This is a genomic window from Streptomyces catenulae (genome assembly GCF_000718015.1).
Taxonomy (GTDB): Bacteria; Actinomycetota; Actinomycetes; order Streptomycetales; family Streptomycetaceae; genus Streptomyces; species Streptomyces catenulae.
This window is the reverse complement of the sequence record NZ_JODY01000003.1, coordinates 19,746-44,839: the sequence shown is the minus strand read 5'-3', so window position 1 is coordinate 44,839 and position 25,094 is coordinate 19,746. Positions and strand designations below refer to the sequence as shown.

At 72.6% G+C, this 25,094-nt stretch carries 16 protein-coding genes and 1 pseudogene; 13 read left to right on the top strand and 4 right to left on the bottom strand.

Going from position 1 to position 25,094, the window contains the following annotated elements; genetic code table 11:
• Nucleotides 1-47: 47 nt before the first annotated feature.
• Complete coding sequence (ngcE, locus tag IF23_RS0104335; RefSeq protein WP_030279934.1) at nucleotides 48-1,487, bottom strand: N-acetylglucosamine/diacetylchitobiose ABC transporter substrate-binding protein; 1,440 nt, start codon at nucleotides 1,485-1,487, stop codon at nucleotides 48-50.
• Between the two features lie 422 nt (nucleotides 1,488-1,909).
• Between ngcE and IF23_RS0104330 the strand changes: the two genes are divergently transcribed.
• A complete protein-coding gene (locus tag IF23_RS0104330; RefSeq protein WP_030279932.1) occupies nucleotides 1,910-5,314 on the top strand; it encodes a GH92 family glycosyl hydrolase in 3,405 nt (1,134 codons plus the stop codon).
• A gap of 83 nt (nucleotides 5,315-5,397) precedes the next feature.
• On the opposite strand, the gene acnA is transcribed toward IF23_RS0104330, so the two are convergent.
• On the bottom strand, nucleotides 5,398-8,115 hold the full coding sequence (gene acnA, locus IF23_RS0104325; protein WP_030279930.1) for an aconitate hydratase AcnA: 2,718 nt from the start codon (nucleotides 8,113-8,115) through the stop codon (nucleotides 5,398-5,400).
• 403 nt (nucleotides 8,116-8,518) lie between these two features.
• Between acnA and IF23_RS0104320 the strand changes: the two genes are divergently transcribed.
• Nucleotides 8,519-9,025, top strand: coding sequence for a DinB family protein (locus IF23_RS0104320; protein WP_030279928.1), 507 nt, complete (start codon nucleotides 8,519-8,521; stop codon nucleotides 9,023-9,025).
• A gap of 28 nt (nucleotides 9,026-9,053) precedes the next feature.
• On the opposite strand, the gene IF23_RS0104315 is transcribed toward IF23_RS0104320, so the two are convergent.
• Entirely contained in the window at nucleotides 9,054-9,413 is a 360-nt protein-coding gene (locus tag IF23_RS0104315) for a GntR family transcriptional regulator (RefSeq protein ID WP_030279926.1), read from the bottom strand.
• Nucleotides 9,414-10,400 (bottom strand): DUF1648 domain-containing protein, encoded by a 987-nt coding sequence (locus tag IF23_RS0104310; RefSeq protein WP_037677323.1) that lies wholly within the window; start codon nucleotides 10,398-10,400, stop codon nucleotides 9,414-9,416.
• 79 nt (nucleotides 10,401-10,479) lie between these two features.
• On the opposite strand from IF23_RS0104310, the gene IF23_RS0104305 reads away from it, so the two are divergent.
• The 11 genes and pseudogenes from IF23_RS0104305 (at nucleotide 10,480) to IF23_RS0104255 (ending at nucleotide 25,013) form a co-directional block, all read left to right on the top strand.
• Nucleotides 10,480-12,009 carry a helix-turn-helix domain-containing protein gene (locus IF23_RS0104305; protein ID WP_030279922.1) on the top strand — a complete coding sequence of 510 codons (1,530 nt, stop codon included), beginning with the start codon at nucleotides 10,480-10,482 and terminating at the stop codon, nucleotides 12,007-12,009.
• Between the two features lie 250 nt (nucleotides 12,010-12,259).
• The gene (locus IF23_RS0104300) at nucleotides 12,260-14,218 is read left to right on the top strand and encodes a CASTOR/POLLUX-related putative ion channel (RefSeq protein ID WP_245654885.1); all 1,959 of its coding nucleotides are present in this window, start codon (nucleotides 12,260-12,262) and stop codon (nucleotides 14,216-14,218) included.
• A gap of 120 nt (nucleotides 14,219-14,338) precedes the next feature.
• Nucleotides 14,339-15,958 (top strand): adenosine deaminase family protein, encoded by a 1,620-nt coding sequence (locus IF23_RS0104295; protein WP_078653778.1) that lies wholly within the window; start codon nucleotides 14,339-14,341, stop codon nucleotides 15,956-15,958.
• Between the two features lie 261 nt (nucleotides 15,959-16,219).
• Nucleotides 16,220-16,711: pseudogene (locus tag IF23_RS0104290) on the top strand (iron chelate uptake ABC transporter family permease subunit); the annotation flags it as partial.
• 77 nt (nucleotides 16,712-16,788) lie between these two features.
• Nucleotides 16,789-17,019, top strand: a complete 231-nt coding sequence (locus IF23_RS30925) for an ATP-binding cassette domain-containing protein (protein WP_425423796.1) — start codon at nucleotides 16,789-16,791, stop codon at nucleotides 17,017-17,019.
• Nucleotides 17,020-17,068: 49 nt separating this feature from the next.
• A complete protein-coding gene (locus IF23_RS0104280) occupies nucleotides 17,069-17,731 on the top strand; it encodes an ABC transporter substrate-binding protein (protein ID WP_030279913.1) in 663 nt (220 codons plus the stop codon).
• An 83-nt stretch (nucleotides 17,732-17,814) separates the two neighbouring features.
• Nucleotides 17,815-19,005: an ATP-grasp domain-containing protein gene (locus IF23_RS0104275; protein ID WP_030279911.1), complete on the top strand. Its 1,191-nt coding sequence runs from the start codon at nucleotides 17,815-17,817 to the stop codon at nucleotides 19,003-19,005.
• Nucleotides 19,002-20,801, top strand: coding sequence for an IucA/IucC family protein (locus IF23_RS0104270; RefSeq protein WP_037677319.1), 1,800 nt, complete (start codon nucleotides 19,002-19,004; stop codon nucleotides 20,799-20,801). The genes IF23_RS0104275 and IF23_RS0104270 overlap by 4 nt, the downstream gene beginning before the upstream one ends.
• Nucleotides 20,798-22,036, top strand: a complete 1,239-nt coding sequence (locus IF23_RS0104265) for an MFS transporter (RefSeq protein WP_051739207.1) — start codon at nucleotides 20,798-20,800, stop codon at nucleotides 22,034-22,036. The genes IF23_RS0104270 and IF23_RS0104265 overlap by 4 nt, the downstream gene beginning before the upstream one ends.
• Nucleotides 22,036-23,802 carry an IucA/IucC family protein gene (locus tag IF23_RS0104260; RefSeq protein WP_030279905.1) on the top strand — a complete coding sequence of 589 codons (1,767 nt, stop codon included), beginning with the start codon at nucleotides 22,036-22,038 and terminating at the stop codon, nucleotides 23,800-23,802. The genes IF23_RS0104265 and IF23_RS0104260 overlap by 1 nt, the downstream gene beginning before the upstream one ends.
• Complete coding sequence (locus tag IF23_RS0104255; RefSeq protein WP_030279902.1) at nucleotides 23,799-25,013, top strand: type III PLP-dependent enzyme; 1,215 nt, start codon at nucleotides 23,799-23,801, stop codon at nucleotides 25,011-25,013. Before IF23_RS0104260 ends, IF23_RS0104255 begins: the two co-directional genes overlap by 4 nt.
• The last annotated feature ends 81 nt before the right edge of the window (nucleotides 25,014-25,094 follow it).

The window sequence follows — 25,094 nt, the reverse complement described above, 5'->3', positions numbered from 1 at the left end:
CCGTTCTTGCGCTGCGGATGGTGCCGGTGGCTCGCTCCCCTCATGGGTCAGCGCTTGTACTTGGTGACGCTGGAGTCGGCGCGGGTGTCGTCCGCGTACTTCTGGATCTTTTTGATCGCCTCGTCGGGCGTCATCCGACCGGCCATCATTTCGCCGATGGCGCCGACACCGATCTTTTCCTTCTGCAGCGCGACGTACCAGTCCTGGAGCCGGGGATTGAGGACGTTCTTGCCCGCCTTCTCCAGCACGGACTGCGCGGATTCGAGCCCCGGCGGCAGCTGGACGCCGTCCGTGCCGCCGTCCAGCGAGGTCAGCGAGGAGACCTGCTTGATGAAGTTCTGCGCCGCCTTCCGGCCGAGCATGACGCGCAGCAGCTCCATACCGCCCTCGGCGTTGTGCGCCTCCTTCGGGACGATGTACGGCTCGCCGCCGGACGCCCAGAGGGTGCCGAAGGGCATCTTGTCCGCGGCGGAGAGGCTGGACGGGGCGCCGACCGCGAGCTGGAAGTGCGGGTCCTGGGCGATCTGCTTGGCGGACTCGTTCTCCACCCAGGAGCCGTTGGGGATGAAGAGCGCCTTCCCCTCCGCCCAGGCGTTCTGCGACTGGAGGTGGTCGAGACCGGGCGAGCCCTTGAGGATGTAGCCCTTGCGGTACAGCTCGTAGTACGCCTCGAACGCCGCCTTGACCGCCGGGTCGTGCCAGGCGTTCGGCTCCAGGTTGTCGATCCGCCGCAGCACCTCCGGCCCACCGATCTTGCCGATGAACGGGTAGAGGGAGAACGGGAAGTAGTAGGGGTACTTACCCGGGTACGTCCACCCGGCTATCCCCTTCTTCTTGGCCTTCGCGCAGAGCGCGAGCATATCGTCCCAGGTCTCCGGGTATTCCGCGTCGAGTTTCGCGAGATTACCTCTCGAATACCACACGCCGTAGACGGTGTACGCGTAGTAGAGAATCCAGGTTTCCTTGCCGCCGAACTGCCCCATTTCGACGACGCCGGGGCGCAGCGTCTCGCGTACTTTCTTGCTCGGGTCGTCGATCGACGGGGCGTCGAGGAGGGCGTTGAGATCGGTCAGCTGGTCCTTGCTGACGAGGGTGCCGAAATCCATCTGCTCGGCGCCGGAGTTGTCGACGAGATCCGGCGGGTTGCCACCGTTGAAACGCGGCTGCAGCGTCGACTGGATCTTCTGGGTGGAAGTCAGCTTGGCCTTTCCGGCGGCCTTCGGGAATTCCTTGGTGTACTCCGCCAGCGCGTTCTTCGCATAGGCGTCGCCGAAGCCGCCGTCGAAGATCACGACGTCCAGACCGGCGCTGTCGTTGACGGCCAGCGGGTTCTTCGCCGACTTGGTGCCCTTCGCCGCCTTGTCACCGCCGCCACCGCCGGAGCTGGCGCAGGCGGAAAGGAGACTCATCGCGGGAAGCGCGACAATTCCCAGGGCCGCCGCCCGCTTGACCAGATCGCGCCGGTTGAATTCCGAGGTGGATCCCATGCTCAAGTCCTCGCCTTCTTCAGGACTCAGGCGGTGCACGAAACTCCCCGGCACCGCAGGTCGTCAGATGGAGCTGAGTGGTACGGGATGTGCGCCGGGTCTGCCGGGAAACCGCGGGCACATTCGGCCACCCGCATTTCCCCCCGGATCCACGGCCGTTGACGGGCCGTTCGGACGCCGACAGGTATAGTCCACTTTCGGGTGACGGGGCAAGATCGAATGCGGCGTTCCTCACTCTCTTTCCCGAGTTGAGACCTGGTCGAACCGCCCGGGCGCACCCCGGCGCGCACCCTGCCGCACCACGGCGTACACCCCGGCCCGTGCGCCGCCTCCCCCACTCTTGACACCCACCCGGCCGCCCTCCTTACTTGTCTCTACTCGCTCCAACTGACAACGATGTCAACCACGTTGAGAGGGTTCGCGTGCGGATCGGACACCGGCACACCCCGCTACGGACGCTCGCCCGGCCCACCGCGCTGGTCGCGGCCGCGCTGCTCACCGTCACCGCCTTCGGCCCGGCGGCCCGGGCCACCCCGCGCCAACCACCGCCCGCCGCCGGGGAGTTCCGCTCCTCCTTCGAGCCGGGGCAACCGGCGCCCGACTGGACCGACACCGCCGACCGGGACCCCGAAGGCCGCCCGCGGACGGACGGCGTCACCCCGCCCTCCGGCCCCGCCGCCCCGGGCATGGCCACCCGTATCGGCACCGGGCCCGACGCCACCCCGACGTCCAGGAACGGCGCCGGGTTCTCCGGTCGGCACGCCCTGGAGTACGCCGGGACCCACACCGCCACCGGCCGCGGCTACGCGTACAACAAGGTCTTCGCCGTCCACACCCCCGTCACCGCGGACACCACACTCTCGTACAAGGTCTTTCCGCAGATGGCGACGGTGGATCCGGAGTATCCGGCCACCCATGTCGCGGTGGATCTCGCCTTCACCGACGGCAGTTACCTCAGCGACCTGGGCGCCACCGACCAGTACGGGGCGCCCCTGACGCCACGCGGTCAGGCCGAGGCGCGGATGCTCTACGTCAACCAGTGGAACGCGCGCACCGCCCGCATCGGCGCGGTCGCCGCCGGGAAGACCGTCGCCCGGATCCTCGTCGCGTACGACGCCCCGCGCGCCCCGCACAAGGCCCCCTCGTTCCGCGGCTGGATCGACGACCTCACCCTCGGGCGGCAGGCGCCCCAGAAGCCGCGCGCTCACCTCTCCGACTACGTGCGGACCACCCGCGGCACCCTCTCCAGCGGCAGCTTCTCGCGCGGCAACACCTTCCCGGCGACCGCCGTCCCGAACGGCTTCACCTTCTGGACGCCGGTGACCGACGCGGGCTCCACGGACTGGCTCTACGAGTACGCCCGCAAGAACAACGCCGACAACCTGCCCACCCTCCAGGCGTTCGCCGCCAGCCATGAACCCAGCCCGTGGATGGGCGACCGGCAGACGTTCCAGGTCATGCCGTCCACCGCGGCGGGCACCCCGGACGCCTCGCGCACCGCCCGCGCGCTGCCGTTCCACCACGAGCACGAGACGGCCCGGCCGCACTACTACGGCGTCACCTTCGACAACGGTCTCAAGGCGGAGATCGCCCCCACCGACCACGCCGCCCAGATGCGCTTCACCTTCCCCGGCGACGACGCGAACCTGATCTTCGACAACGTCAACAACAAGGGCGGCCTCACCCTCGACCCCGAGCACGCCACCGTCAGCGGCTACTCCGACGTCAGGAGCGGCCTGTCCACCGGCGCCACCCGCCTCTTCGTCTACGGGACGTTCGACGCGCCGGTCACCAAGGGCGGACGGCTCGGCGGGGGCGGCGGCAAGGACGTCACCGGCTATCTGCGGTTCGCGCCCGGCGCGGACCGGACGGTGACGCTGCGGCTCGCCACCTCCCTGATCGGCACCGCCCAGGCCAAGGCCAACCTCGACCGGGAGATCCCCGCCGGGACGCCGTTCACCACCACCGAGCGCCGCGCCCAGAAGCAGTGGGACGGTCTGCTGGGCCGCGTCGAGGTCGAGGGCGCCACTGCCGACCAGCTGACGACGCTCTACTCCAACCTCTACCGGATGTACCTCTACCCCAACTCCGGCTCCGAGCGGGTCGGTTCGCGCACCCGCTACGCCAGCCCGTTCACCCCGCCGACCGGCGAGGACACCCCGACACACACCGGCGCGAAGATCGTCGACGGCTCCGTCTTCGTCAACAACGGCTTCTGGGACACCTACCGCACCGCCTGGCCCGCCTACGCCCTGCTCACCCCCGGCCGGGCCGGGAAGCTGGTCGACGGTTTCGTCCAGCAGTACAAGGACGGCGGCTGGACCTCCCGCTGGTCCTCCCCCGGCTACGCGGACCTGATGACGGGCACCAGCTCGGACGTGGCGTTCGCCGACGCGTACCTCAAGGGCGTCCACTTCGACGCCGAGGCCGCCTACGACGCCGCGGTGAAGAACGCGACGGTGGCGCCGCCGCAGTCCGGGGTGGGCCGCAAGGGCATGACCACCTCGCCCTTCCTCGGCTACACCTCGACCGACACCCACGAGGGCCTGTCCTGGGCGCTGGAGGGCTACCTCAACGACTTCGGCATCGCCCGGATGGGACAGGCGCTGTACGCGAAGACCCACCGGGCGCGCTACAAGGAGGAGGCGGCGTACTTCCTCGGCCGGGCGCGGAACTACGTCCGCCTCTTCGACCCCGCCGTCGGCTTCTTCCAGGGCCGCGACGCGCGGGGCGCCTGGCGGCTGCCGCCGGAGAAATTCGATCCGCGCGTCTGGGGCCACGACTACACCGAGACCAACGCCTGGACGTACGCCTTCCCCGCCCCGCAGGACACCCGCGGCCTGGCCAACCTCTACGGGGGCCGGGCGGGCCTCGCGAAGAAGCTCGACGCGTACTTCGCGACGCCGGAGACGGGCACCAAGGAGTTCGCCGGTTCCTACGGTGACGTCATCCACGAGATGACCGAGGCGCGCGACACCCGTATGGGCATGTACGGCCACAGCAACCAGCCCTCGCACCACATCGCCTATCTCTACGACGCGGCGGGGCAGCCCTGGAAGACCCAGGCGAAGGTCCGCGAGGTGCTCTCCCGGCTCTACGTCGGCAGCGACATCGGCCAGGGCTACCCAGGCGACGAGGACAACGGCGAGATGTCCGCCTGGTACGTCTTCGGCGCCCTCGGCTTCCATCCGCTGGTGATGGGTCAGGGCGAGTACGCGGTCGGCTCGCCGCTCTTCACCAAGGCCACCGTGCATCTGGAGAACGGCCGCGACCTGGTGGTCAACGCCCCGCGCAACAGTGCCCGGAACGTCTACGTCCAGGGGCTGCGCGTCAACGGCAAGCCCTGGACGTCCACCGCGCTGCCGCACGCCCTGCTCGCCCGCGGCGCCACCCTGGACTTCGCGATGGGCGACCGCCCCTCGTCCTGGGGCACCGGCAAGGACGATGCGCCGACCTCCCTCACCCACGACGACAAGGTGCCCGCACCGCCCACGGACGTCACCGACCCGTCCGCCGGGCCGCTCTTCGACAACACCTCCGCGACGGCGGCACCGCTCACCCCGACCCGTATCGACCTGCCGAAGGCCGCCCGGGTCACCACCTACACCCTCACCTCGGCCGACCGCACCACGGCGCCCAAGGGCTGGACCCTGGAGGGCTCCCCGGACGGCACCACCTGGAAGCGGCTCGACCACCGCACCGCCGAGCCCTTCCGCTGGGACCACCAGACCCGGGCGTTCACCGTCCCGTCCCCCGCCGCGTACCGGCACTACCGCCTCGTCCCGGACGGCCCGGGGACGCTGGCGGAGGTGGAGCTGCTGGGGTAGCCGACACGCCGAAGGGCCGCACCCCGGGTGAGCGGGGTGCGGCCCTTCGGGCGTTTCCGGCCGTCAGGCGGCCGGGTCCCGGATCAGCTGTTGATCAGCGAGCGCAGGACGTACTGCAGGATGCCGCCGTTGCGGTAGTAGTCCGCCTCGCCGGGGGTGTCGATGCGAACGACCGCGTCGAACTCCACGCCGGAGTCGGTGGTGACCTTGACCGTGCGGGGGGTGGTGCCGTCGTTCAGCTCGGTGACGCCGGTGACCGAGAAGGTCTCCTCACCGGTCAGACCCAGCGACTCGGCGGACGCGCCCTCGGGGAACTGCAGCGGCAGGACGCCCATGCCGATGAGGTTCGAGCGGTGGATGCGCTCGTACGACTCGGCGATGACGGCCTTGACGCCGAGGAGCGCGGTGCCCTTGGCGGCCCAGTCACGCGAGGAGCCGGAGCCGTACTCCTTACCGGCCAGGATGACCAGCGGGGTACCGGCGGCCTGGTAGTTCTGCGACGCGTCGTAGATGAACGAGACCGGCGCGCCCTCCTGCGTGAAGTCGCGGGTGAAGCCGCCCTCGGTGCCCGGCGCGATCTGGTTGCGCAGGCGGATGTTGGCGAAGGTGCCACGGATCATGATCTCGTGGTTACCGCGGCGCGAGCCGTAGCTGTTGAAGTCGCGGCGCTCCACACCGTGCTCGGTGAGGTACTTACCGGCCGGGGTGTCGGCCTTGATGGCACCGGCGGGCGAGATGTGGTCGGTGGTGACCGAGTCGCCCAGCTTGGCCAGGACGCGGGCGCCCGCGATGTCGCCGACCGGCGACGGCTCCATGGCCATGCCCTCGAAGTACGGGGGCTTACGGACGTAGGTCGACTCGCCGTCCCACTCGAAGGTGTTGCCGGTCGGGATCGGCAGGGCCTGCCACTGGGCGTCGCCCGCGAAGACGTCCTCGTAGGACTTGTTGAACATGTCCTCGCCGATGGCGTTCGCCACGACGTCGTTGACCTCGGCCTCGGTCGGCCAGATGTCCTTGAGGAAGACCGGCTTGCCGTCCTGGTCGGTGCCGAGCGCCTCCTCGGTGATGTTGATCTTCATCGAACCGGCCAGCGCGTACGCGACGACCAGCGGCGGGGACGCCAGGTAGTTCATCTTGACGTCGGGGTTGATCCGGCCCTCGAAGTTCCGGTTGCCGGAGAGGACCGAGGTGACCGCGAGGTCGTGGTCGTTGACGGCCTTGGAGACCTCCTCCGGCAGCGGGCCGGAGTTGCCGATGCAGGTGGTGCAGCCGTAGCCGACGAGGTTGAAGCCGACCTTGTCGAGGTACGGCGTCAGACCCGACTTGTCGAAGTAGTCGGTGACGACCTTCGAGCCCGGGGCGAGGGTGGTCTTGACCCACGGCTTACGGGTCAGGCCCTTCTCCACGGCCTTCTTCGCGACCAGCGCGGCGGCGACCATGACGTACGGGTTCGAGGTGTTGGTGCAGGAGGTGATCGCGGCGACGGTGACGGCGCCGTGGTCCAGCTCGTAGGTCGAACCGTCGGGGGCGGTGACGGTGACCGGGTTCGACGGGACGCCGTTCGGGGAGACGGCCGGGGCGTCGGACGCCGGGAAGGACTCCTTGCCGGCCTCCTCGTCCACGGAGACGTAGTTGCGCACGTCGGTGGCGAACTGCTGCGCGGCGTTGGCGAGGACGATGCGGTCCTGCGGACGCTTCGGACCGGCGATCGACGGGACGACCGTGGAGAGGTCGAGCTCCAGCTTCTCGGAGAAGTCGGGCTCGGCGGCCGGGTCGAGCCAGAGGCCCTGCTCCTTGGCGTACGCCTCGACGAGCGCGACCTGCTGGGCGTCACGGCCGGTCAGACGCAGGTAGTTCAGGGTCTCGTCGTCGATCGGGAAGATCGCGGCGGTGGAGCCGAACTCCGGCGACATGTTGCCGATGGTGGCGCGGTTGGCCAGCGAGGTGGCGGCGACGCCCTCACCGTAGAACTCGACGAACTTGCCGACGACACCGTGCTTACGGAGCATCTCGGTGATGGTCAGCACGAGGTCGGTGGCGGTGGTGCCGGCGGGCAGCTCACCGGTCAGCTTGAAGCCGACGACGCGCGGGATCAGCATGGAGACCGGCTGACCGAGCATCGCGGCCTCGGCCTCGATGCCGCCGACGCCCCAGCCCAGGACGCCCAGGCCGTTGACCATCGTGGTGTGCGAGTCGGTGCCGACCAGGGTGTCGGGGTAGGCCTGGCCGCCTCGGACCATGACGGTCCGGGCCAGCTTCTCGATGTTGACCTGGTGGACGATGCCGGTGCCCGGGGGGACGACCTTGAACTCGTCGAAGGCGGTCTGACCCCAGCGCAGGAACTGGTAGCGCTCGCGGTTGCGGCCGTACTCCAGCTCGACGTTCTGGGCGAAGGCGTCGTTGGTGCCGAACTTGTCGGCGATGACGGAGTGGTCGATGACCAGCTCGGCCGGGGCCAGCGGGTTGATCTTCGCCGGGTCGCCGCCGAGCTCCTTGACGGCCTCACGCATGGTGGCGAGGTCGACGACGCAGGGGACGCCGGTGAAGTCCTGCATGATCACGCGGGCCGGCGTGAACTGGATCTCCTGGCTGGGCTGGGCCTGGGAGTCCCATCCGCCCAGCGCCCGGATGTGGTCGGCGGTGATGTTCGCGCCGTCCTCGGTGCGGAGCAGGTTCTCCAGCAGCACCTTCAGGCTGTAGGGCAGACGGGCGGAGCCCTCCACCTTGTCCAGCCGGAAGATCTCGTACGACTCGTCGCCCACCTGCAGCGTGCTGCGGGCGTCGAAGCTGTTCGCCGACACGACAGTCTCCTTCATGCATGAATTCGCGCGTACCACCGCATCCTGCCGTCGCAGGTCCGCGCCGATCCGGTAAGGTGAGCCTTAGTAAGGCATGCCTTACTGGCGCGGCAGCGGTACGCCTCTGGGCAGATATCTCGATGTCGAGATAACTCTAGTACATCGCCGCGACCTGGTCATGCCCCGGCGGGCCCGATACCGCATCGCGCCTCCCGCCGCGAGGACGAACGTAGGCCCGCGACCGGGTCCGCGCGCGCAGACGGGGCTGTTCGGGTCGCCCCCCTGGCCGCCCGCCCTGCCGCGCATCCGCCGGACAGGGGCGCGGTACGGGCGGTAGGTTCGGGCCGCTGCCCGGCCGGGCGCCGCGCCCGCGGCGCGCCGGGACCGGGCCGGAACGGGGGGACCCATGGCCGTCGAACGGATCGATCCGCCGCGCACCGGAGGCGAGCGGGAGACGCTCCGCGCCGCTCTCGACTTCCACCGCGCCACGCTCGCCATGAAGTGCGAGGGCCTGACGGACGACCAGCTGCGCCGCCCGGCCAGTCCGCCCTCGGCGCTCTCGCTGCTCGGGCTGGTACGGCATCTGGCCGAGGTGGAGCGGGCGTGGTTCCGGCGGGTGGTGGGCGGCGAGGACGTCCCGCTGGTCTGGTCGCCGGAGGGTGACTACCAGGCGGCGTACGACGCGCGGGGCGCGACGCGCGCGCAGGCGTTCGCCGCCTGGGAGGCAGAGGCGGCGCACGCCCGCCGGATCGAGGCGGCGGCGCCGTCCCTCGACACCGCGTACCACGCGGCCCGGTGGGGCGAGGACGTGTCGCTGCGGACGGTGATGCTGCATCTGGTCCACGAGTACGCCCGGCACAACGGCCACGCCGACTTCCTGCGCGAGGCCCTGGACGGGACCACCGGAGCCTGACCTCGGGACCGGTGACCGTACGGGCGGGTCAGCGCGGGGCCAGCCCCTGGCGCACCACGCCGACGATCTCGTCGTCGGTCAGCCCGAGCTGCCGCGCCTGGGCGATGAGGTGTTCGGCCGCCTCGCCGAGGCGGGCGCGGGCCGGGGACGCGGCGCCGGTGACCACCGCGCCGCGGCCCCGGCGGAGTTCGATCAGCCCCTCCTCCTTGAGCCGCTGGTAGCCGCGGAGGACGGTGTGGACGTTGACGCCGAGCGAGGCGGCCAGCTCCCGGCCCGCGGGCAGCCGCTCCCCCGCACGGACCGAGCCGTCGGCGATGGCGCCGCGGACCGCGGCGGCGATCTGGTCACCGAGCGGCACGGCGGAGCGGGGGTCGACCCGGAACAGCACTCAGTCTCCTCGGTGCGGACGGGCGCGGTCGAGCAGGGTGTTCAGCAGCGCGGCGGCGGTCGCCGCGTCGTCGACCGTCACCACGAATTCCCGGCCGCTGCGCAGCTGCAGGACGATCCCCTCACCCGATCGGAGCACCAGCCCGCTGCGGTGTGCGCGGACGCGGTAGCCCCAGCCGCCGAACTCGGCGAAGGGTTCGACATTTCTGCAGGTGGCCTCGGTGACCCGGTCGAGGGGGATGCGCCGGAAAGCGTACGGCAGCAGGGCGGGCGCGAGGGCCAGCCCGCGCCGGTCGACGGTCACCCGGACCGAGGCGAGCGCCCCGGCCACCACGCCCGTCAGCCCCAGCGCGACCCCGGCGAACGGCCCGGACACGAAGCCGAGCAGGACCCCGGCGCAGCAGGTGAACAGGCCGAGGGCCGCAAGCAGCGGGGAGCCGGTCGTCCGGCTCCATCCGGCGCGCTCCCCCGCCGCCAGCGGCAGGCGCGGACCGCCCTGCGCACCGGACGGTTCCGGGCGGCGCCGCGGGCCCCCGAGCCACAGTCCGACGGCGCCCGCCAGCAGCCCGGCGGCGAGCGCGGGCAGCAGCTGCCACAGCGGCAGCCGGGCCGCCTCCGCCCGCCCCGCACCGGCGTTGGCCAGCAGCGTCGCGCAGGCCGGAACGGCGAGGACGGCGGCGAGGGACCAGCCGGTGGCGAGCAGCCAGGGCGCGGCCGGGACCAGGCGTTTCAGGTGGGCGAGGACGGCGCCGCCGATCCCCAGCGCCAACAGCGCCAGAACGATGCCGAGAACGAACCCGTGGACCGAGGTGAAGCCGTCCGCGGTGCCGTCGGCACCGAAATGGGTGGCGAGCGGATCCGGCAACCGGTCGGCAGTCTGGTGATGGACGCCGACGACGACGGCGACCGCGACCAGGAAGGGGAACGCGGCGATCGCGACCCGCAGGGTGTCGGCCGGGGGACGGGTGAAGGGAGTGGCAGGGTTCATGTCAACCTCCAGTTATTCGCATAGTAGTAGAACAACTAGCGAAAATGAACACATCTCATATCTGAGATACGGTCATGTCATGGCAGACGACTACCTCGAACGCATCGGCCGGCTGATCCGTGACGCCCGACAGCACCGCGGTTGGACACAGACGCAGCTCGCCGACGCTCTCGGCACCAGCCAGAGCGCGGTCAACCGCATCGAACGCGGCAACCAGAACATCAGCCTTGAGATGATCGCCCGCATCGGCGAGGCCCTCGACAGCGAAATCGTGTCGCTCGGCTTCCCCGGACCGATGCACCTGCGCGTGGTCGGCGGCCGCCGGCTCTCCGGCTCCATCGCCGTCAAGACCAGCAAGAACGCCTGCGTGGCGCTGCTCTGCGCCTCACTCCTCAACGCGGGCCGCACCACCCTGCGCCGGGTGGCCCGGATCGAGGAGGTCTACCGCATCCTCGAAGTCCTGGGCAGCATCGGCGTACGCACCCGCTGGATCAACGACGGCAACGACCTGGAGATCGTGCCGCCCGCCGAACTGGACCTCGCCTCGATGGACAACGAGGCGGCCCGCCGCACCCGCAGCGTCATCATGTTCCTCGGCCCGCTGCTGCACCGCATGGACCACTTCCGGCTGCCGTACGCGGGCGGTTGCGATCTCGGCACCCGTACGGTCACCCCGCACATGACGGCGCTGCGCCACTTCGGGCTGGAGATCACCGCGACCGACGGTGTCTACCTCGCCGAGGTCGACCGCACCGTCACCCCGCGCCGCGCCATCGTCCTGACCGAACGCGGCGACACCGTCACCGAGAACGCGCTGCTGGCCGCCGCCCGCCACGACGGCACCACCGTCATCCGCAACGCCTCCTCCAACTACATGGTCCAAGACCTCTGCTTCTTCCTGGAGCAGTTGGGCGTACGGGTCGAGGGCGTCGGCACCACCACCCTCACCGTCCACGGCGTCGCCCACATCGACCGCACCGTCGACTACGCGCCCTCCGAGGACCCGGTCGAGGCGATGAGCCTGCTGGCCGCCGCGGTCGTCACCGAGTCCGAACTCACCATCCGGCGCGTCCCGGTGGAGTTCCTGGAGATCGAGCTGGCGGTCCTGGAGGAGATGGGCCTCGACCACGAGCGCAGCGCGGAGTACCCGGCCGACAACGGCCGCACCCGGCTGATCGACCTGACGGTCCGCCCATCCAAACTCCAGGCACCGCTGGACAAGATCCACCCGATGCCGTTCCCCGGCCTCAACATCGACAACGTCCCGTTCTTCGCGGCCATCGCCGCCGCCGCACAGGGCCAGACCCTGATCCACGACTGGGTCTACGACAACCGCGCCATCTACCTCACCGACCTCAACCGCCTCGGCGCCCAGGTCAAGTTGCTCGACCCGCACCGCGTCCTGGTCGACGGCTCCACCCGCTGGCGCTCGGCGGAAATGATGTGCCCCCCGGCCCTGCGCCCCGCCGTCGTCGTCCTCCTCGCCATGATGGCCGCCGAGGGCACCTCCGTCCTCCGCAACGTCTACGTCATCAACCGCGGCTACGAGGACCTGGCCGAACGCCTCAACTCCGTCGGAGCCCAGATCGAGACGTTCCGGGATATTTGATCGGCCGACGCGCCGCACCCCGGCGCTCCCCCGCCACGCCCCCGGGTACCGCAGCTCCGCGGACCCGGGGGCGTGGCGGTTCCCCGAAGCGTGTTCGTCCGTGCCTGGCTTGATCTCGTCGAAAGTCCCCGAACGGGTCAATCGGAGGCTCAAGTTCCTTATCGCGTAAGGGTTCAGGGTTAACTGATCTTCAAATATGGCGACGTGCCGGAGCGCGGGGGAAGCCGGTCGCGGTGAGGGAGTTTTTCAGGTGGGCAGAAAACTACGGGGCCTGCGGGGCCGGTTGCGGTACTGGTTCGACGGGACGATGGACCGGGGGACGCCCGCGCTGATCGGCTGGCTGGGGCTCGCCTCGGTGGTGCTGATCGCGGCGGTGACCGTGCTGGTGGTGCTCTTCACCGACGAGGACACCGAGAAGAACGGCGGTTGGGCCGGTGTCGTCTGGATGAGTGTGCTGCGCACGCTCGACCCCGGGACGATGGGCGGGGACACCGGCGGGCCGGTCTTCCTCGGGCTGATGCTGATCGTGACGATCGGCGGGATCTTCATCGTCAGCGCCCTGATCGGTGTGCTGACGACCGGACTTGAGGCGCGGATCGAGGAGCTGCGGCGGGGGAAGTCGCGGCTGGTCGAGCGTGGGCACACCGTGGTGCTGGGCTGGTCGGAGCAGGTGTTCACGGTGCTCGCGGAGCTGGTGGAGGCCAATCAGAGCGAGCGGCGCTCGTGTGTGGTGATCCTCGCCGACCGGGACAAGGTCAAGATGGAGGAGGAGATCCGCCGCCGGATCCCGGAGACCGGCCGCACCCGGGTGATCTGCCGCTCCGGGAGCCCGTTGCAGCGGCAGGACCTGGAGTTGGTGAGCCTGGACGCGGCCAAGTCCGTCATGGTGCTGCCGCCGGTCGGGGACGACAACGACACCGAGGTCATCAAGGTGTTGCTGCTGCTCAACAGCCGGGTCTGGAAGCGGCGGCGGCCCAACATCGTGGCGGCGGTGCAGAGTTCGCCGAACCTGGCGGCGGCGCGGCTGGCGGCCGGGGACGCGGCGCTCGTCATCGACGCCGACGACATCGCCGTACGGCTGATCGTGCAGTCGCACCGGCAGTCCGGTCTGTCGACCGTCTTCAACGAGCTGCTCAGCTTCGAGGGCAACGAGATCTACCCGTACGCGGCGGGCCCCCTGGCGGGTGGCACGTACGGTGAGGCGCTCAACGGGTTCGAGTTGGGCGTGCCCGTCGGGCTGCGCCGGGAGAACGGGGAGGTGCAGGTCAACCCGCCGATGGAGGCGGTGATCGCGGACGGGGACGAGATCCTGGTGGTCGCGGAGGACGATCTGCTGATCCGGCGGGCGCAGACCCGGCCGGAGATCGTCGAGTCGGCGATGACCACCGGCAGCGGCGGCGAGTCCAGGCCCGACCACACCCTCGTCATCGGCTGGAACTCCCGTGCGGCGAAGATCATCACGCTGCTCGACCGGCTGGTGGAGCCCGGTTCGGTGATCGATATCGCGGCGACCCGTGAACCCGCGGCGCTGCCCCGGGAGGGGCTGGAGAACCTCGCCGTCGGCTTCCGCCGCTGCGAGCCGACGCACCGCCCGTCGCTGGAGGCGCTGGGGCTCGACCGCTACCGGCACATCATCGTGCTGACCGACGACGACATCGGCTCCGACCGTGCCGACGACCGCACCCTGGTGACGCTGCTGCACCTGCGGGACATCGCGACCCGCACCGGCAGCCCGTACTCGATCGTCACGGAGATGAACAGCGACGCCAACCGGGAGATCGCGCAGGTCACCAAGGCGGACGACTTCATCGTCAGCACCAAGATCATCAGCCTGCTGCTGACCCAACTCGTCGAGGACCGCAAGCTGTACGCCGTCTTCAGCGACCTCTTCGACCCCGAGGGTTCGGAGATCTACCTCAAGCCCGCCGGTAGCTACCTCGCGCCGGACACCCCGGCCAACTTCGCGACGGTCATCGAGGCGGCCCGGCAGCGCGGGGAGACCGCCATCGGCTACCGCCGGGCGAGCGAGAGCGACACCCCGCCCGGGTACGGCGTCGTCCTCAACCCGCCCAAGAGCGCGCCGCTCTCGCTGGCGGCGGACGACGCGATCGTGGTGCTCGCCGAGACCGGGCGGATCTCCGCGCCGGTGCCCGCCGCCCGTACGGAGCCGGACCGGGAGGATGTCGCGGCGAAGGCGTCCCGCGGCTGAATCCGGACCGTTCCGCGGCGGCCCCGTCCCTCCGGGGGCGGGGCCGCTCGCTATCACCCACACGAGTGATGGAACGGCAGCTCGGGGACGTACGGGGCGTCGGGCCACAATCATGCCGGAGTGACTCCTGTGAATACTCCGGGCCGGTTCCGGCCCCGCACCCCTGCCGTCGCCGGACTCGGCGTCCTCGCCCTGGTGGCCACGGTGACCGCCGGTCCCGTCGCCCACGCCGACCCGTCCCCCGCGGGCAGCGGCCGCGCCGCGGCCCCCGCCCTCCGCCCGGCGACCGCGGCGGAGTGGGGAACCAACGCCTATCTGGCGTCCATCCGCCACGACCCGCGTGCCCTGCAGTCCTTCTTCAAACGGCTCCCCAAGGGCGGTGACCTGCACAACCACCTCTCCGGCGCGGTCACGCCCGAGTACCTCATCGCGCAGGCGGCCGAGGACGGGCTCTGCATCGAAACCGCCACGATGACCGCCGTCACCGCACCCTGCAAGGCGGGCACCCGCCCCGCCGCCGACGCCCGCCACGACCGCGCGTTCCACGACGCCCTCGTACGCGCCTGGTCCATGCAGGACTTCCCCGCCGACGGCAACGGCCACGACCACTTCTTCGACGCCTTCGGCAAGTTCGGCGAGGTGACCTGGCGCCACCGCGGCAAGCAGCTCGCCCAGGTGGCCAACACCGCCGCCGCGCAGCACCAGTTCTACCTGGAGACGATGGTCACGCCCGCGTCCGACGGGGCGAAGAAGCTGGCCGACGCGGTCGGCTGGGACGACGACTTCGCCGCGCTCCACCACAAGTTGGTGGCCGGTGGCCGACTCGACCGCGTCGTCGCGGAGGCGCGGCGGGAGGCGGACGCCACGGACGAGGAGTTCCGCACCACCGCGCACTGCGGCACCGACCGCGCCGAGCCCGGCTGCCGACTGCCCGTCCGCTGGATCTCCCAGGTCTCCCGGGGCAGTGCGCCGGAGCGGGTCTTCACCCAGATGGCCGTCGGGCTGCGGCTGGCCGAGCGCGACCGGCGGTTCGTCGCGATCAACCTCGTCCAGCCGGAGGACGGGGAGACGGCGGTGCGCGACTACCGTCTGCAGATGCGCATGCTGAAGTATCTGCGCACGGTCTACCCCAAGGCCCATGTCACGCTGCACGCCGGTGAGTTGTGGCCCGGTCTGGTCAAGCCGGAGGCGCTGAAGTTCCACATCCAGGAGGCGGTCGACGTCGCGCACGCCGACCGTATCGGCCACGGCGTGGACCTCGTCCACGAGGACAACTGGCAGCGCACGGCGCGCACCATGGCCGCCCGGGAGACCGCCGTGGAGGTCCCGCTGACCAGCAACTCCCAGATCCTCGGCGTCCGCGGTGCGGAGCACCCCTTCCAGACGTACCGCGCCTTCGGTGTGCCCGTGGTGCTGTCCACCGACGACCCGGGCATCAGCCGCACCGACATCAGCCACGAGTACGCCTACGCCGCCCGTACCTACGGTCTGTCGTACCCGGAGCTGAAGGACCTCGCCCGGGCGTCGTTGGAGTACGGCTTCCTGCAAGGTGCCGATCTGTGGCGGGGCAACCCCACCCGTGACGGCTACCGCACCGTCGACGCCTGCCGCGGGGTGCGGCCCGGCAGCCCCGCGCCGGGGGCGGCGTGCCGCCGACTGCTCGACTCCAGCCCGAAGGCGGCCGCGGAGTGGCGTCAGGAGGGCGCCTTCCAGCGGTTCGAGCGGTCGTTCGGCCACTGATCCTCCCTTCTCGGGCGGCCGTCGGTTCCGTACCGGCGGCCGCCTTCGCGTTGCGGCGGGCCGGGAATCGGGGGTGGGGTCGGAGGTGCTGGTGGGGCGACTGTGGCGCAGAAGCGGACGTATCCCCGGATCCCCGGCCCGCCGCTTGCATCTTTAGGTTTGCCTAACCTAATGTCACGACGCGTGTCGACGACCAAACCCCCTGCGACGGTGACCCGTTCGGGGTCCGCGCGGGCCCTGCCGCCGCCGCTGCTGCGTCGGCTGCCGTTAGCGGCCGCCGGGCTCGCCGCGCCGGCACTCTGCGCCGCCCTCGGCCTCGCCCGGGGCACCCGTTCCGTGCCGCTCTCCACCGTGCTGGACGCCCTGACCGGCACCGCCCACGGCCGCGACGCCCTGGTGATCACCGGACTGCGGCTGCCGCGCACCCTGGTGGGGCTCGCGGTCGGCGCGGCGCTCGGCGTCGCCGGAGCCGTCGTCCAGGGCAGCACCCGCAACCCCCTGGCCTCCCCCACCACTCTCGGCATCAACGCCGGTGCGGGCTCCGCCGTCGTCACCGCCGTCCACGCGCCCCCTCTCACCCGGCCCGGCCGGTACGTCTGGTTCGCCTTCGCGGGCGCCGCGGCAGCCGCGCTCTTCGCCCGGGCCCTCGCCCGGCGCGCCGGGGACCTCGATCCCGTCCGGCTCGCGCTCGGCGGCACGGTGCGCCAACCGGTGCTGCTCTCCTGGACGTCGACGGTGATACCGGCGAGCCGACCACCTTCCTGGACCTGCGCCACCAGCTCGATGTCCTCGATCTCGTCGCCGAACCGCACGCCGAGGCGGGCCGGACCGTGGTGAGGGTCCTGCACGACCTCGGTCAGGCGGCCCGCTACGCCGACCATCTCGTGGTCCTCAAGGACGGCCGCCTCGCCTCGTCCGGCGCCCCCGCCGACGTGCTCGACGCGGAGCTGGTCCGGTCGGTGTTCGGCATGGAGTGCCGGGTGGTGCCCGACCCGGAGACCGGCACCCCGCTGGTCGTCCCGCCGGGCCGGGCCGCCCGCCGCGGCACCGGCACCGCCTGACCCGCCCGCCCCGCACCCCGTACACCGCCGACCGAGGAGGACACCACTCATGGGCATCAGATCCGTACCGCGCGGCCGTCGCCGGTTCACCGCCGCGCTGCTCGCCACCGTCCTGGGTGCCGCCTCGCTCACCGCGTGCGGCGGCGGCTCCGGCGGCGCGGGGGCGAAGGACACCGCGGGCGGCGCCTTCCCCCGTACGATCAGGACCGCGATGGCGGAGGTGACGGTCCCGTCGAAGCCCAAGCGGGTCGTGGTGCCGGACACCGGGGAGCTGGACGACGTCACGCTGCTCGGCGTCGACCCGGTCGGCGCGGTCTCGCCGCACATGAGGACCGAGGGCGGCTTCCCCACCTACCTGAAGCCGGAGATCGGCGGGGTCACCGACGCCGGGCCACTGCCGGAGCCCGGCCTGGAGAAGAAGGCCGACGCGGCGATGGCGAGCTACCGGGAGCGCGCCCACCACCTGGGCGAGGCCATCCGCAGGAAGAACCACGGCACCCTGGTCCTCGTCACCGTCGCGGACGTGCCGGAGAAGACCCGGCGCGAGGACGTCACCTCCAATCCGGTCCGGAAGAGCCTGCCCGCCGTGAAGCACGGCAAGGTCTTCGAGGTGCCGGACGAGACCTGGATGTCCGGCATCGGTATCCAGGCGGCCGAGCACATGTTCGCCGACGTGGCGAAGGCCGCGGGCGTACCGCTGCCCGCCAAGTGATCCACCGGGGCGAGCGGTTCACGTCTCCGGAACGCCCGCTCCCCTCCCCCGCACCGCCCCCGACCCTGAAGGGGTTCCCGCTCATGCGGATGTACCTGCTCGCCCGCAACCCCACCGACTCGGTCACCGACGGCTTCCTCCCCGCCGCCGCCGCGCTCGGCCTCGACGTCACCGTGCTGACCGACCACCCGGACGACCACCGGGCCGCCTGCCCCGGCGTCGAGGTCCTGGCCTGCGAGGTCACCGATGTCGCCGCCGTCATCGGGCGGATCGCCACCCACCACCGGGCCGACGCCGTCTTCACCAACAGCGACCATCTCCAGACGCAGACCGCGCTGGCCGCCGCCTACTTCGGGCTGCCCGGCAAGGACTGGCGGGCCACGCTGCGGGCCAAGAACAAGGCCGAGCTCCGCCGCCACCTCGCCGCCCGCGGCGCCGACACCGTCCACGCCACCGAACTCCCCGCGGGCCAGGACCCGTCCGCCCTCGCCGGTGCCGCGCTCCCCTACCCGTGCGTCGTCAAACCGCGCGAGGGCGTGGCCAGCGAGGACGTGCTGCTGGCCCGGGACGCGGACGAGCTGGTGGCGCACGCCACCGCGATCCGCGGCCGCCGCCCGGACGCCCCGCTGCTCGCCGAGGAGTTCCTGCTCGGGCAGTTGTACACACTGGAGACGCTGGGCGACGGCCACTGCCGCCACGTCCTGGGCGGCTTCCGCACCACCGTCTCCGCCCCACCCGCCTTCATCGAGGCGCAGCACGACTTCGTGGCCGCCCAACCGGAGCCGGTCACCGCGCAGGTGCTGGCCCAACTCGACGCGCTGGGCGTCGGGTTCGGCGCCTGTCACACCGAGTTCGTGGTGCACCAGGGCCGGGCCCGGCTCATCGAGGTCAACTACCGTGCCATCGGCGACCAGTGCGACCAGGTACTCGCCGACGTCCTGGGCGTCCCGCTCTTCGCCCTCATCCTCCGCACCCACCTCGGCGAGCCGCTCCCCGCCGACCTCGGCACCCGCACCGACCGCGCCGCCCGCGTCGTCTATGCCCTCGCCGACCGCGCCGGGACGCTGACCGCCGCGCCCGCCGCCACCGACCGCACCGCCGACGGCGTCCACCTCGCCTACCGCCCGCTGCGCGCCGTCGGCACCACCCGGCCGCACCACCACACCAACCGTGACTACCTCGGCGTGATCCGGGCCACCGGCGACGACCGGGACGCCGTCGTCCGGGCCACGGACGCCTTCCTCGCCGACGGACGCTGGGAGATCACCGCGTGACCACCGCCACCGCCACCACGCCGGACACCGCCGGGGACGCCGACGACGAGGGCGCGCTGCTGCTGCGGGTGCTGAGCGCCCTGCTGCGCGAGGACGTCGCCGGGCTGCGCACCCGCACCACGCCGCTGGTGCGCCCCGGCGGCCGGTGGCTGCGGCTGCCCGCCGACGGCGCGGCCCCGGCGCTGCTGCTGCCGGTGACCGGCGACGGCTACCAGAGCACGGACGCCGCCCGGCTGCCGCTGCTGGTCCGGGAGGCCGACGGCGCCCGCCTCGACACCCTCGGCGCGGCGCTCGGCGCGCTGCGCGCCCACGCCGACCCGGTCGACCATGGCGGCCACGACGCCTTCGCCGAGGAGTGCCACCAGACCCTCGCCACCCTGCGGCTGCACACCCGCACCCGGCACACGGTGGAGGCGGCGCTCACCGCCCGGCACGGCGCGGATCCGGCGCACTGGACGGGCCCCGCCGCGAGCCTGGCGTACGACACCCTCGCCGCCCGTCTGGACCACCCCGTCTACCCGACCTCCCGGGGCCGCTCCGGCCTGACCGAGGAGCAGCTCCGCTCGTACGCACCGGAGTTCCATCCGCGCTTCGCGCTGCGCTGGCTGGCGCTGCCCCGGGAGGCGGTGGACGTCGCGGGCGCCCCGGGCGCGCTGGCCGGGTGTCTGCCGACGGCCGCCGCGGTGGGCCTGGAGCACCTGGACGCCAGCCATTTCGTGCTGCCCGTCCACCCGCTGAGCACCGGCACCCCGCTGGTGCAGGCGCTGCGCGACCGGGGGCTGACCGAGCGGGCGGTCCTCGCGGAGCGGCCGTACCTCGACGCCGTCCCGACGCTGTCGATGCGGACGGTGGCGGTGGCCGACGACCCGCTGCTCCACCTCAAGCTCCCGCTGGCCACCGCCACCCTGGGCCTGCGCAACCGGCGCACCATCAAGCCCCGCACCCTCGTCGACGGCGCCGCCGCACAGCACCTCCTCGACCAGGTCCTCGCCCGCGAGCCGCGCTTCGCCGGACGGATACTGCAGGCCGACGAGACGGTGTACGCGCACGCCGGACACGAGATGCTGGCGGTGCTCTGCCGCCGCTACCCGGCCGGGCTGGACGACAGCTGCGTGGTGCCGCTGGCCGCGCTGCTCGCCCCGGCGCCCGGCGGCGGCTCCGTCCTCGACCACCTCGCCGACCGCTTCCACGGCGGCGATCCGCTCGCCCTGCTCGACGCGGTCCTCGCACTGCTCCTGGACTGGCAGGCCACCCTCTTCGGCTACGGCATCGCGCTGGAGTCGCACCAGCAGAACGTCTCGGTGGCGCTGGACCGGCCCGACGGCGGGCCCACCCGGCTGCGGCTGCTCTTCAAGGACAACGACGCGCCGCGGCTGCACCCGGGCCGGATGCGGGAGCGCCTGGGCGACGCCACGCCGGGCCTCGCCGACTTCGACGACCCGCGGATCTTCACCTACGACGAAGCCGCCCTCGCCGCCGTCTTCACCACCATCACCGTCCACCTCTGCGCCGCCTCGTACGCGTTCGGGCTGGCCCGCACCGGCCGCGCCCCGCTGCCGCGCCTGCTGGACCTGATACGGGACCGGCTGACCGAGGCGGCCGACCGGCAGGGCACCGCGCCCGGCACGCCCGGCGCGGTGCTGCGGGCCCGGGTGCTGGAGGCGCCGACGCTGCCGGTGAAGGCGATGGTCAGCGCCGGGACGCTGCTCTCCAAGGAACGCTCCGGCGCCGCCGACATCAACAAGTACTACACCGAGGGGCCCAACTACCTGCTGCCCGGCGGTGATCCGCGGTGACGCTCTCCGCCCCGGCCCCGGCCGCCCCGGCGCCCGCCCGGCCGGGCCGCCGCCAGGTCCACGCCGTGGCCGGGTGCTACTTCGTGGCGTCGTTCGCCGCGCTGGGCCTGCCGCCGTACCTCACCGCGATCCTGCCGGAGCTGGGCGAGGGCGCCGCCCGCTGGGCCGGGCTGCTCTACGTCGTCCCCACCGTCTTCGGCGCGGTGGGCGCCCCGCTGTGGGGCCGCCTCGCCGACCGCTACGGCCGCAAACGGCTGCTGCTGCGGGCGCAGTTGGGGCTGGCCGCGGCGTTTCTGCTGGCCGGGTTCGCCGACTCGCTGGAGCTGTTCGCCGCGGCGCTGGTCCTCCAGGGCGTGCTGGGCGGCACCTTCGCCGCGTCCAACGGCTATCTCGGCGCGACGCTGGAGGGCGCGGAGCTGTCCCGGGCGCTGACGCTGATGCAGGGCAGCGCCCGCGCCGCGCTGGTCTGCGCGCCCGTCGTCGTCGGCGCGCTGACACCGTGGCTCTCCCCGCACCGGCAGTACGCGCTGCTCGCGGTGTTGCCGCTGGCCGCCGCCGGGATGCTGGCGGCGCTGCCGGAGCCGCCGCGCACCGCCGCACCGGCCGACACCCCCGCCGGGGACGACGGGCCCGATACCGCTGTGGGCGCCGCCCCCGCGGTCGCCGCCCCCGGCGCCCTGCGCTCCCTCTACGCCCTGGAGTTCGTCTTCGTCCTCTCGACGGTGATCTCCTTCCCCTATCTGCTCTCCCTCGTCGAGGAGCGGTTGCCGGGCACCGGACCGGTGACCTCCGGTGCGCTGTTCGCGCTGCCGCACATGTGTTACCTGGTCGGCGCGGTGGCCGCGCACCGCTTCTGCCGACGCCGCCCCCGCCCCGGCCTGGTGCTCGGCTTCGCCTGCACAGCCGCCGGGTCCGCCGGGCACGCCGCCGCCACCTCGCTCGCGGGGTTCGCCGCCGTCCGGCTGGTGCTGGGCGCCGGGCTGACGCTGGGCCTGGTCGGCCTGTCGGTGCTGGCCGCCGACTGCGCCGCGGGCCGGGCGCCCGGCGGGCTCTTCGGCTCCATCGAATTCTTCTCCAAGGCCGGTGCGGTCGCCGCCGGTCTGGCCGCCGCGGCCGGCAACGCCTGGTTCGGGCCGTCCGCGCCGCTGCTCATCGGCACCGCCCTCGCCCTGGCCACGGTGTTCGCCTGCGCCCTCCCCCTCATCCGCCGTCCCCGCCTCCGCAGGAGCCTGTGATGCCCCCGCTCACCAACCCCGCCGGTCCCACGACCGTGCCCGCCGCCTCCCCCGGCCCCCTGCCCACCGCGGACCACGCCGCGGCCCACACCCTCCTCAACTGCCTGCTGCGCGAGGTCTCCGGACCCGAGCACCAGACCGCCGTCGACCGCGGCCATCTGCTGCTCCGGCTGCCGCGCCGCGGGGTGCTGCTGCGGGTCGCGCTGCGCCGCACCTCGCTGCTGGGCGCGCACCGCTTCACCGGCCCGGTCACCGCCCGGGACGGCGACGGCTGGCGCGAGATCGGCCCGCGGCGCCTGGCCGAGTACGTCCACACCGAGCTGGCGCTGCGCACCGGCGTCGACAACGACGAGTTCCTCGACCAGTTCGCCTCCGGCCACCGGGCGCTGGCCGGAGCCCTCGCCGCCCGGCCGCTGCCGCAGCCGCCGGTGCCCGCCGGTGCCCCGGAGTGGACCGGCGCCTATGTCGCCTCCGAACAGGCCCTCCTCTTCGGCCACCGCTTCCACCCCACCCCCAAGGCCCGCACCGGCGACCCGGCGGCCTGGCGGACGTACGCGCCGGAGACCGGCGGCCGCTTCGGGCTGCTGCACCTCGCCGTCCGCGAGGACCTCCTGGCGCAGGAGACCGCCGCCGACGGCGCCGCCGCCCCGCTGGACGCGCTCGCCGACGTCCCCGACGGCTACCGCCTGCTCCCCGCCCACCCCTGGCAGTACGCCCTGCTCCGCGACAACCCGGTGCTCCGCGCCGCCGTCGACCGCGGCGACCTGCGCGTCCTGGGCACCGGCTCCACCCCGTTCACCGCGACCGCCTCGGTGCGCACCCTGCACACCCCCGACACATTCCTGAAGTTCAGCCTGAACGTGCGGATCACCAACTGCCTGCGGAAGAACGCCACCTACGAACTCTCCGGCGCGGTCGCCCTCACCCGGCTGCTCGCCCCCACCCTCGACGAGCTGGCCACCCGCTTCCCCGGCAGCGCCGTGCTCCGCGAACCGGCCTACCGCAGCGTGGCGCTGCCCGGCCCGGACGGCACGCCGGACACCGCGCTCTTCGAGGGGTTCGGGGTGATCGTCCGCGAGGGGCTGTCGCGGCGGCTGCTGCCCGGCACCACCCCGCTGCTGGCCGGTGCCGTCGCCGACGAGTACCCAACCAGCCCGGCGCACGTCTCCCGTCTGCCCGCCGGACGCGGCCCCGCCGAGGCGCTGGCCTGGTGGGCCGCCTACCTCGACCTGCTGATCCCGCCGGTCCTCGCCGCCTACTTCGACCACGGACTCGTCCTCGAACCGCATCTGCAGAACGTGCTGATCTGCGTGGACGGCGACGGGATGCCCGCGCAGGTCCTCTTCCGCGACCTGGAGGGCACCAAGCTCGTCCCCGAACACCACACCGCCACCCTCGCCGCGCTGCCGCCCGAGGTCGCCGGGCCCCTGACGTACGACGCGCAGCGCGGCTGGGACCGCGTCGTGTACTGCCTGCTCGTCAACCACGTCGCCGAACTCCTCGCCGCCCTCGCCGATCTGCACCCCGGCACCGAGGCGGCGCTGTGGGCGCGGGTCCGCGCCACGCTGGCGTCGCACGCCGAGCGGTACGGCTGCCCGCCGCGGCTGGCCGCGCTGCTGGCCGGGGTCCCGCTGCCCGCCAAGGCCAATCTGCTCACCCGCTGGGAGCGCAAGGCCGACCGGGACGCCGGATACGTCCGGCTGCCCTCCCCGCTCGCCGAATCCGTCCTCACCGGCGCCGGCACCACCCCCCGGAACGCCCCGTGACCGACCCCACCCCCGCCGTCCGCGCCCGTATCGCCACGCTGCCGCCGGACGCCCTGCCCGCCTACGTCTACGACCTGACGGCGCTCGCCACCCACGCCGCCCGGGTCCGCGCCGCCCTGCCGCCCCGCGTCGAGCTGTACTACGCGGCGAAGGCCAACCCGGAACCGCGGCTCCTGACGGCGCTGCGCCCGCACGTCGACGGCTACGAGGTGTCGTCCGGCGGTGAACTCGCCCATGTGCACGGGGCGGTGCCGGACGCGCCGCTGGCGTTCGGCGGCCCCGGCAAGACGCCCGCGGAGCTGGTCCGGGCGCTGGAGCTGGGCGTGGCGCGCTTCCATGTGGAGTCCGGCCACGAGCTGCGGATGCTCGGTGCGCTCGCCGCCCGGCACGCCCCGGGGCGGCGGATCGCGGTGCTGCTGCGGTTCAACCTGCCGGTGGACGGCGACGCCCTGGACGGGGTGTCGCTGGCGATGGGCGGCCGCCCCACCCCGTTCGGCGCGGACCCCGCCGAGGCGGACGCCCTGGTCGAGGCGGTGGCCTCCCTGCCGCAGCTGGAACTGCGCGGCGTCCACGCCCATCTGGCGAGCGGTCTGCGGGCGCCCGAGCAGCTGGCGGTGGCCACCGCGATCGTCACCTGGGCGGCGGCGCTCGCCGCCCGGCACGGCGTCCCGCTCGCCGAGGTCGTCGTCGGCGGCGGTATGGCCGTCGACTACGGGGCGCCCGGGGAACGCTTCGCCTGGCAGACGTACGGCGGGGGGCTGGGCCGACTCGCGGGCGCCCACCCGGAACTGACGCTGCGGATCGAACCGGGCCGCGCGCTGACCGCGTACTGCGGCTGGTACGCGACGGAGGTGCTGGACGTGAAGGCCAGCCACGGCGAGGAGTTCGCGGTGGTGCGCGGCGGCACCCACCATCTGCGCACCCCCGCGACCAAGGGCCACGACCAGCCCTGCACCGTGCTGCCGTCCGACGCGCCGTGGCCGCACCCGTGGCCGCGGCCCGCCGCCCGGGGCGACCGGATCACCCTCACCGGCCAGTTGTGCACCCCGAAGGACCTGCTGGCCCGCGGGGTGGCGGCGCCGGGGCTGCGCGCCGGTGACCGGGTGGCGTTCGGCCTGGCCGGGGCGTACGCCTGGAACATCTCGCACCACGACTTCCTGATGCATCCGCGCCCCGGCTTCCACTTCGTCACCTCCGGCGGGGAGGCATGAGGCGCTGCGCCCCGACGAGGTCAAGCGGAAGCCGGCGGCGGCATCGACCTCGTACTGCCCGGGCCGGGCGACCTGTCGCAG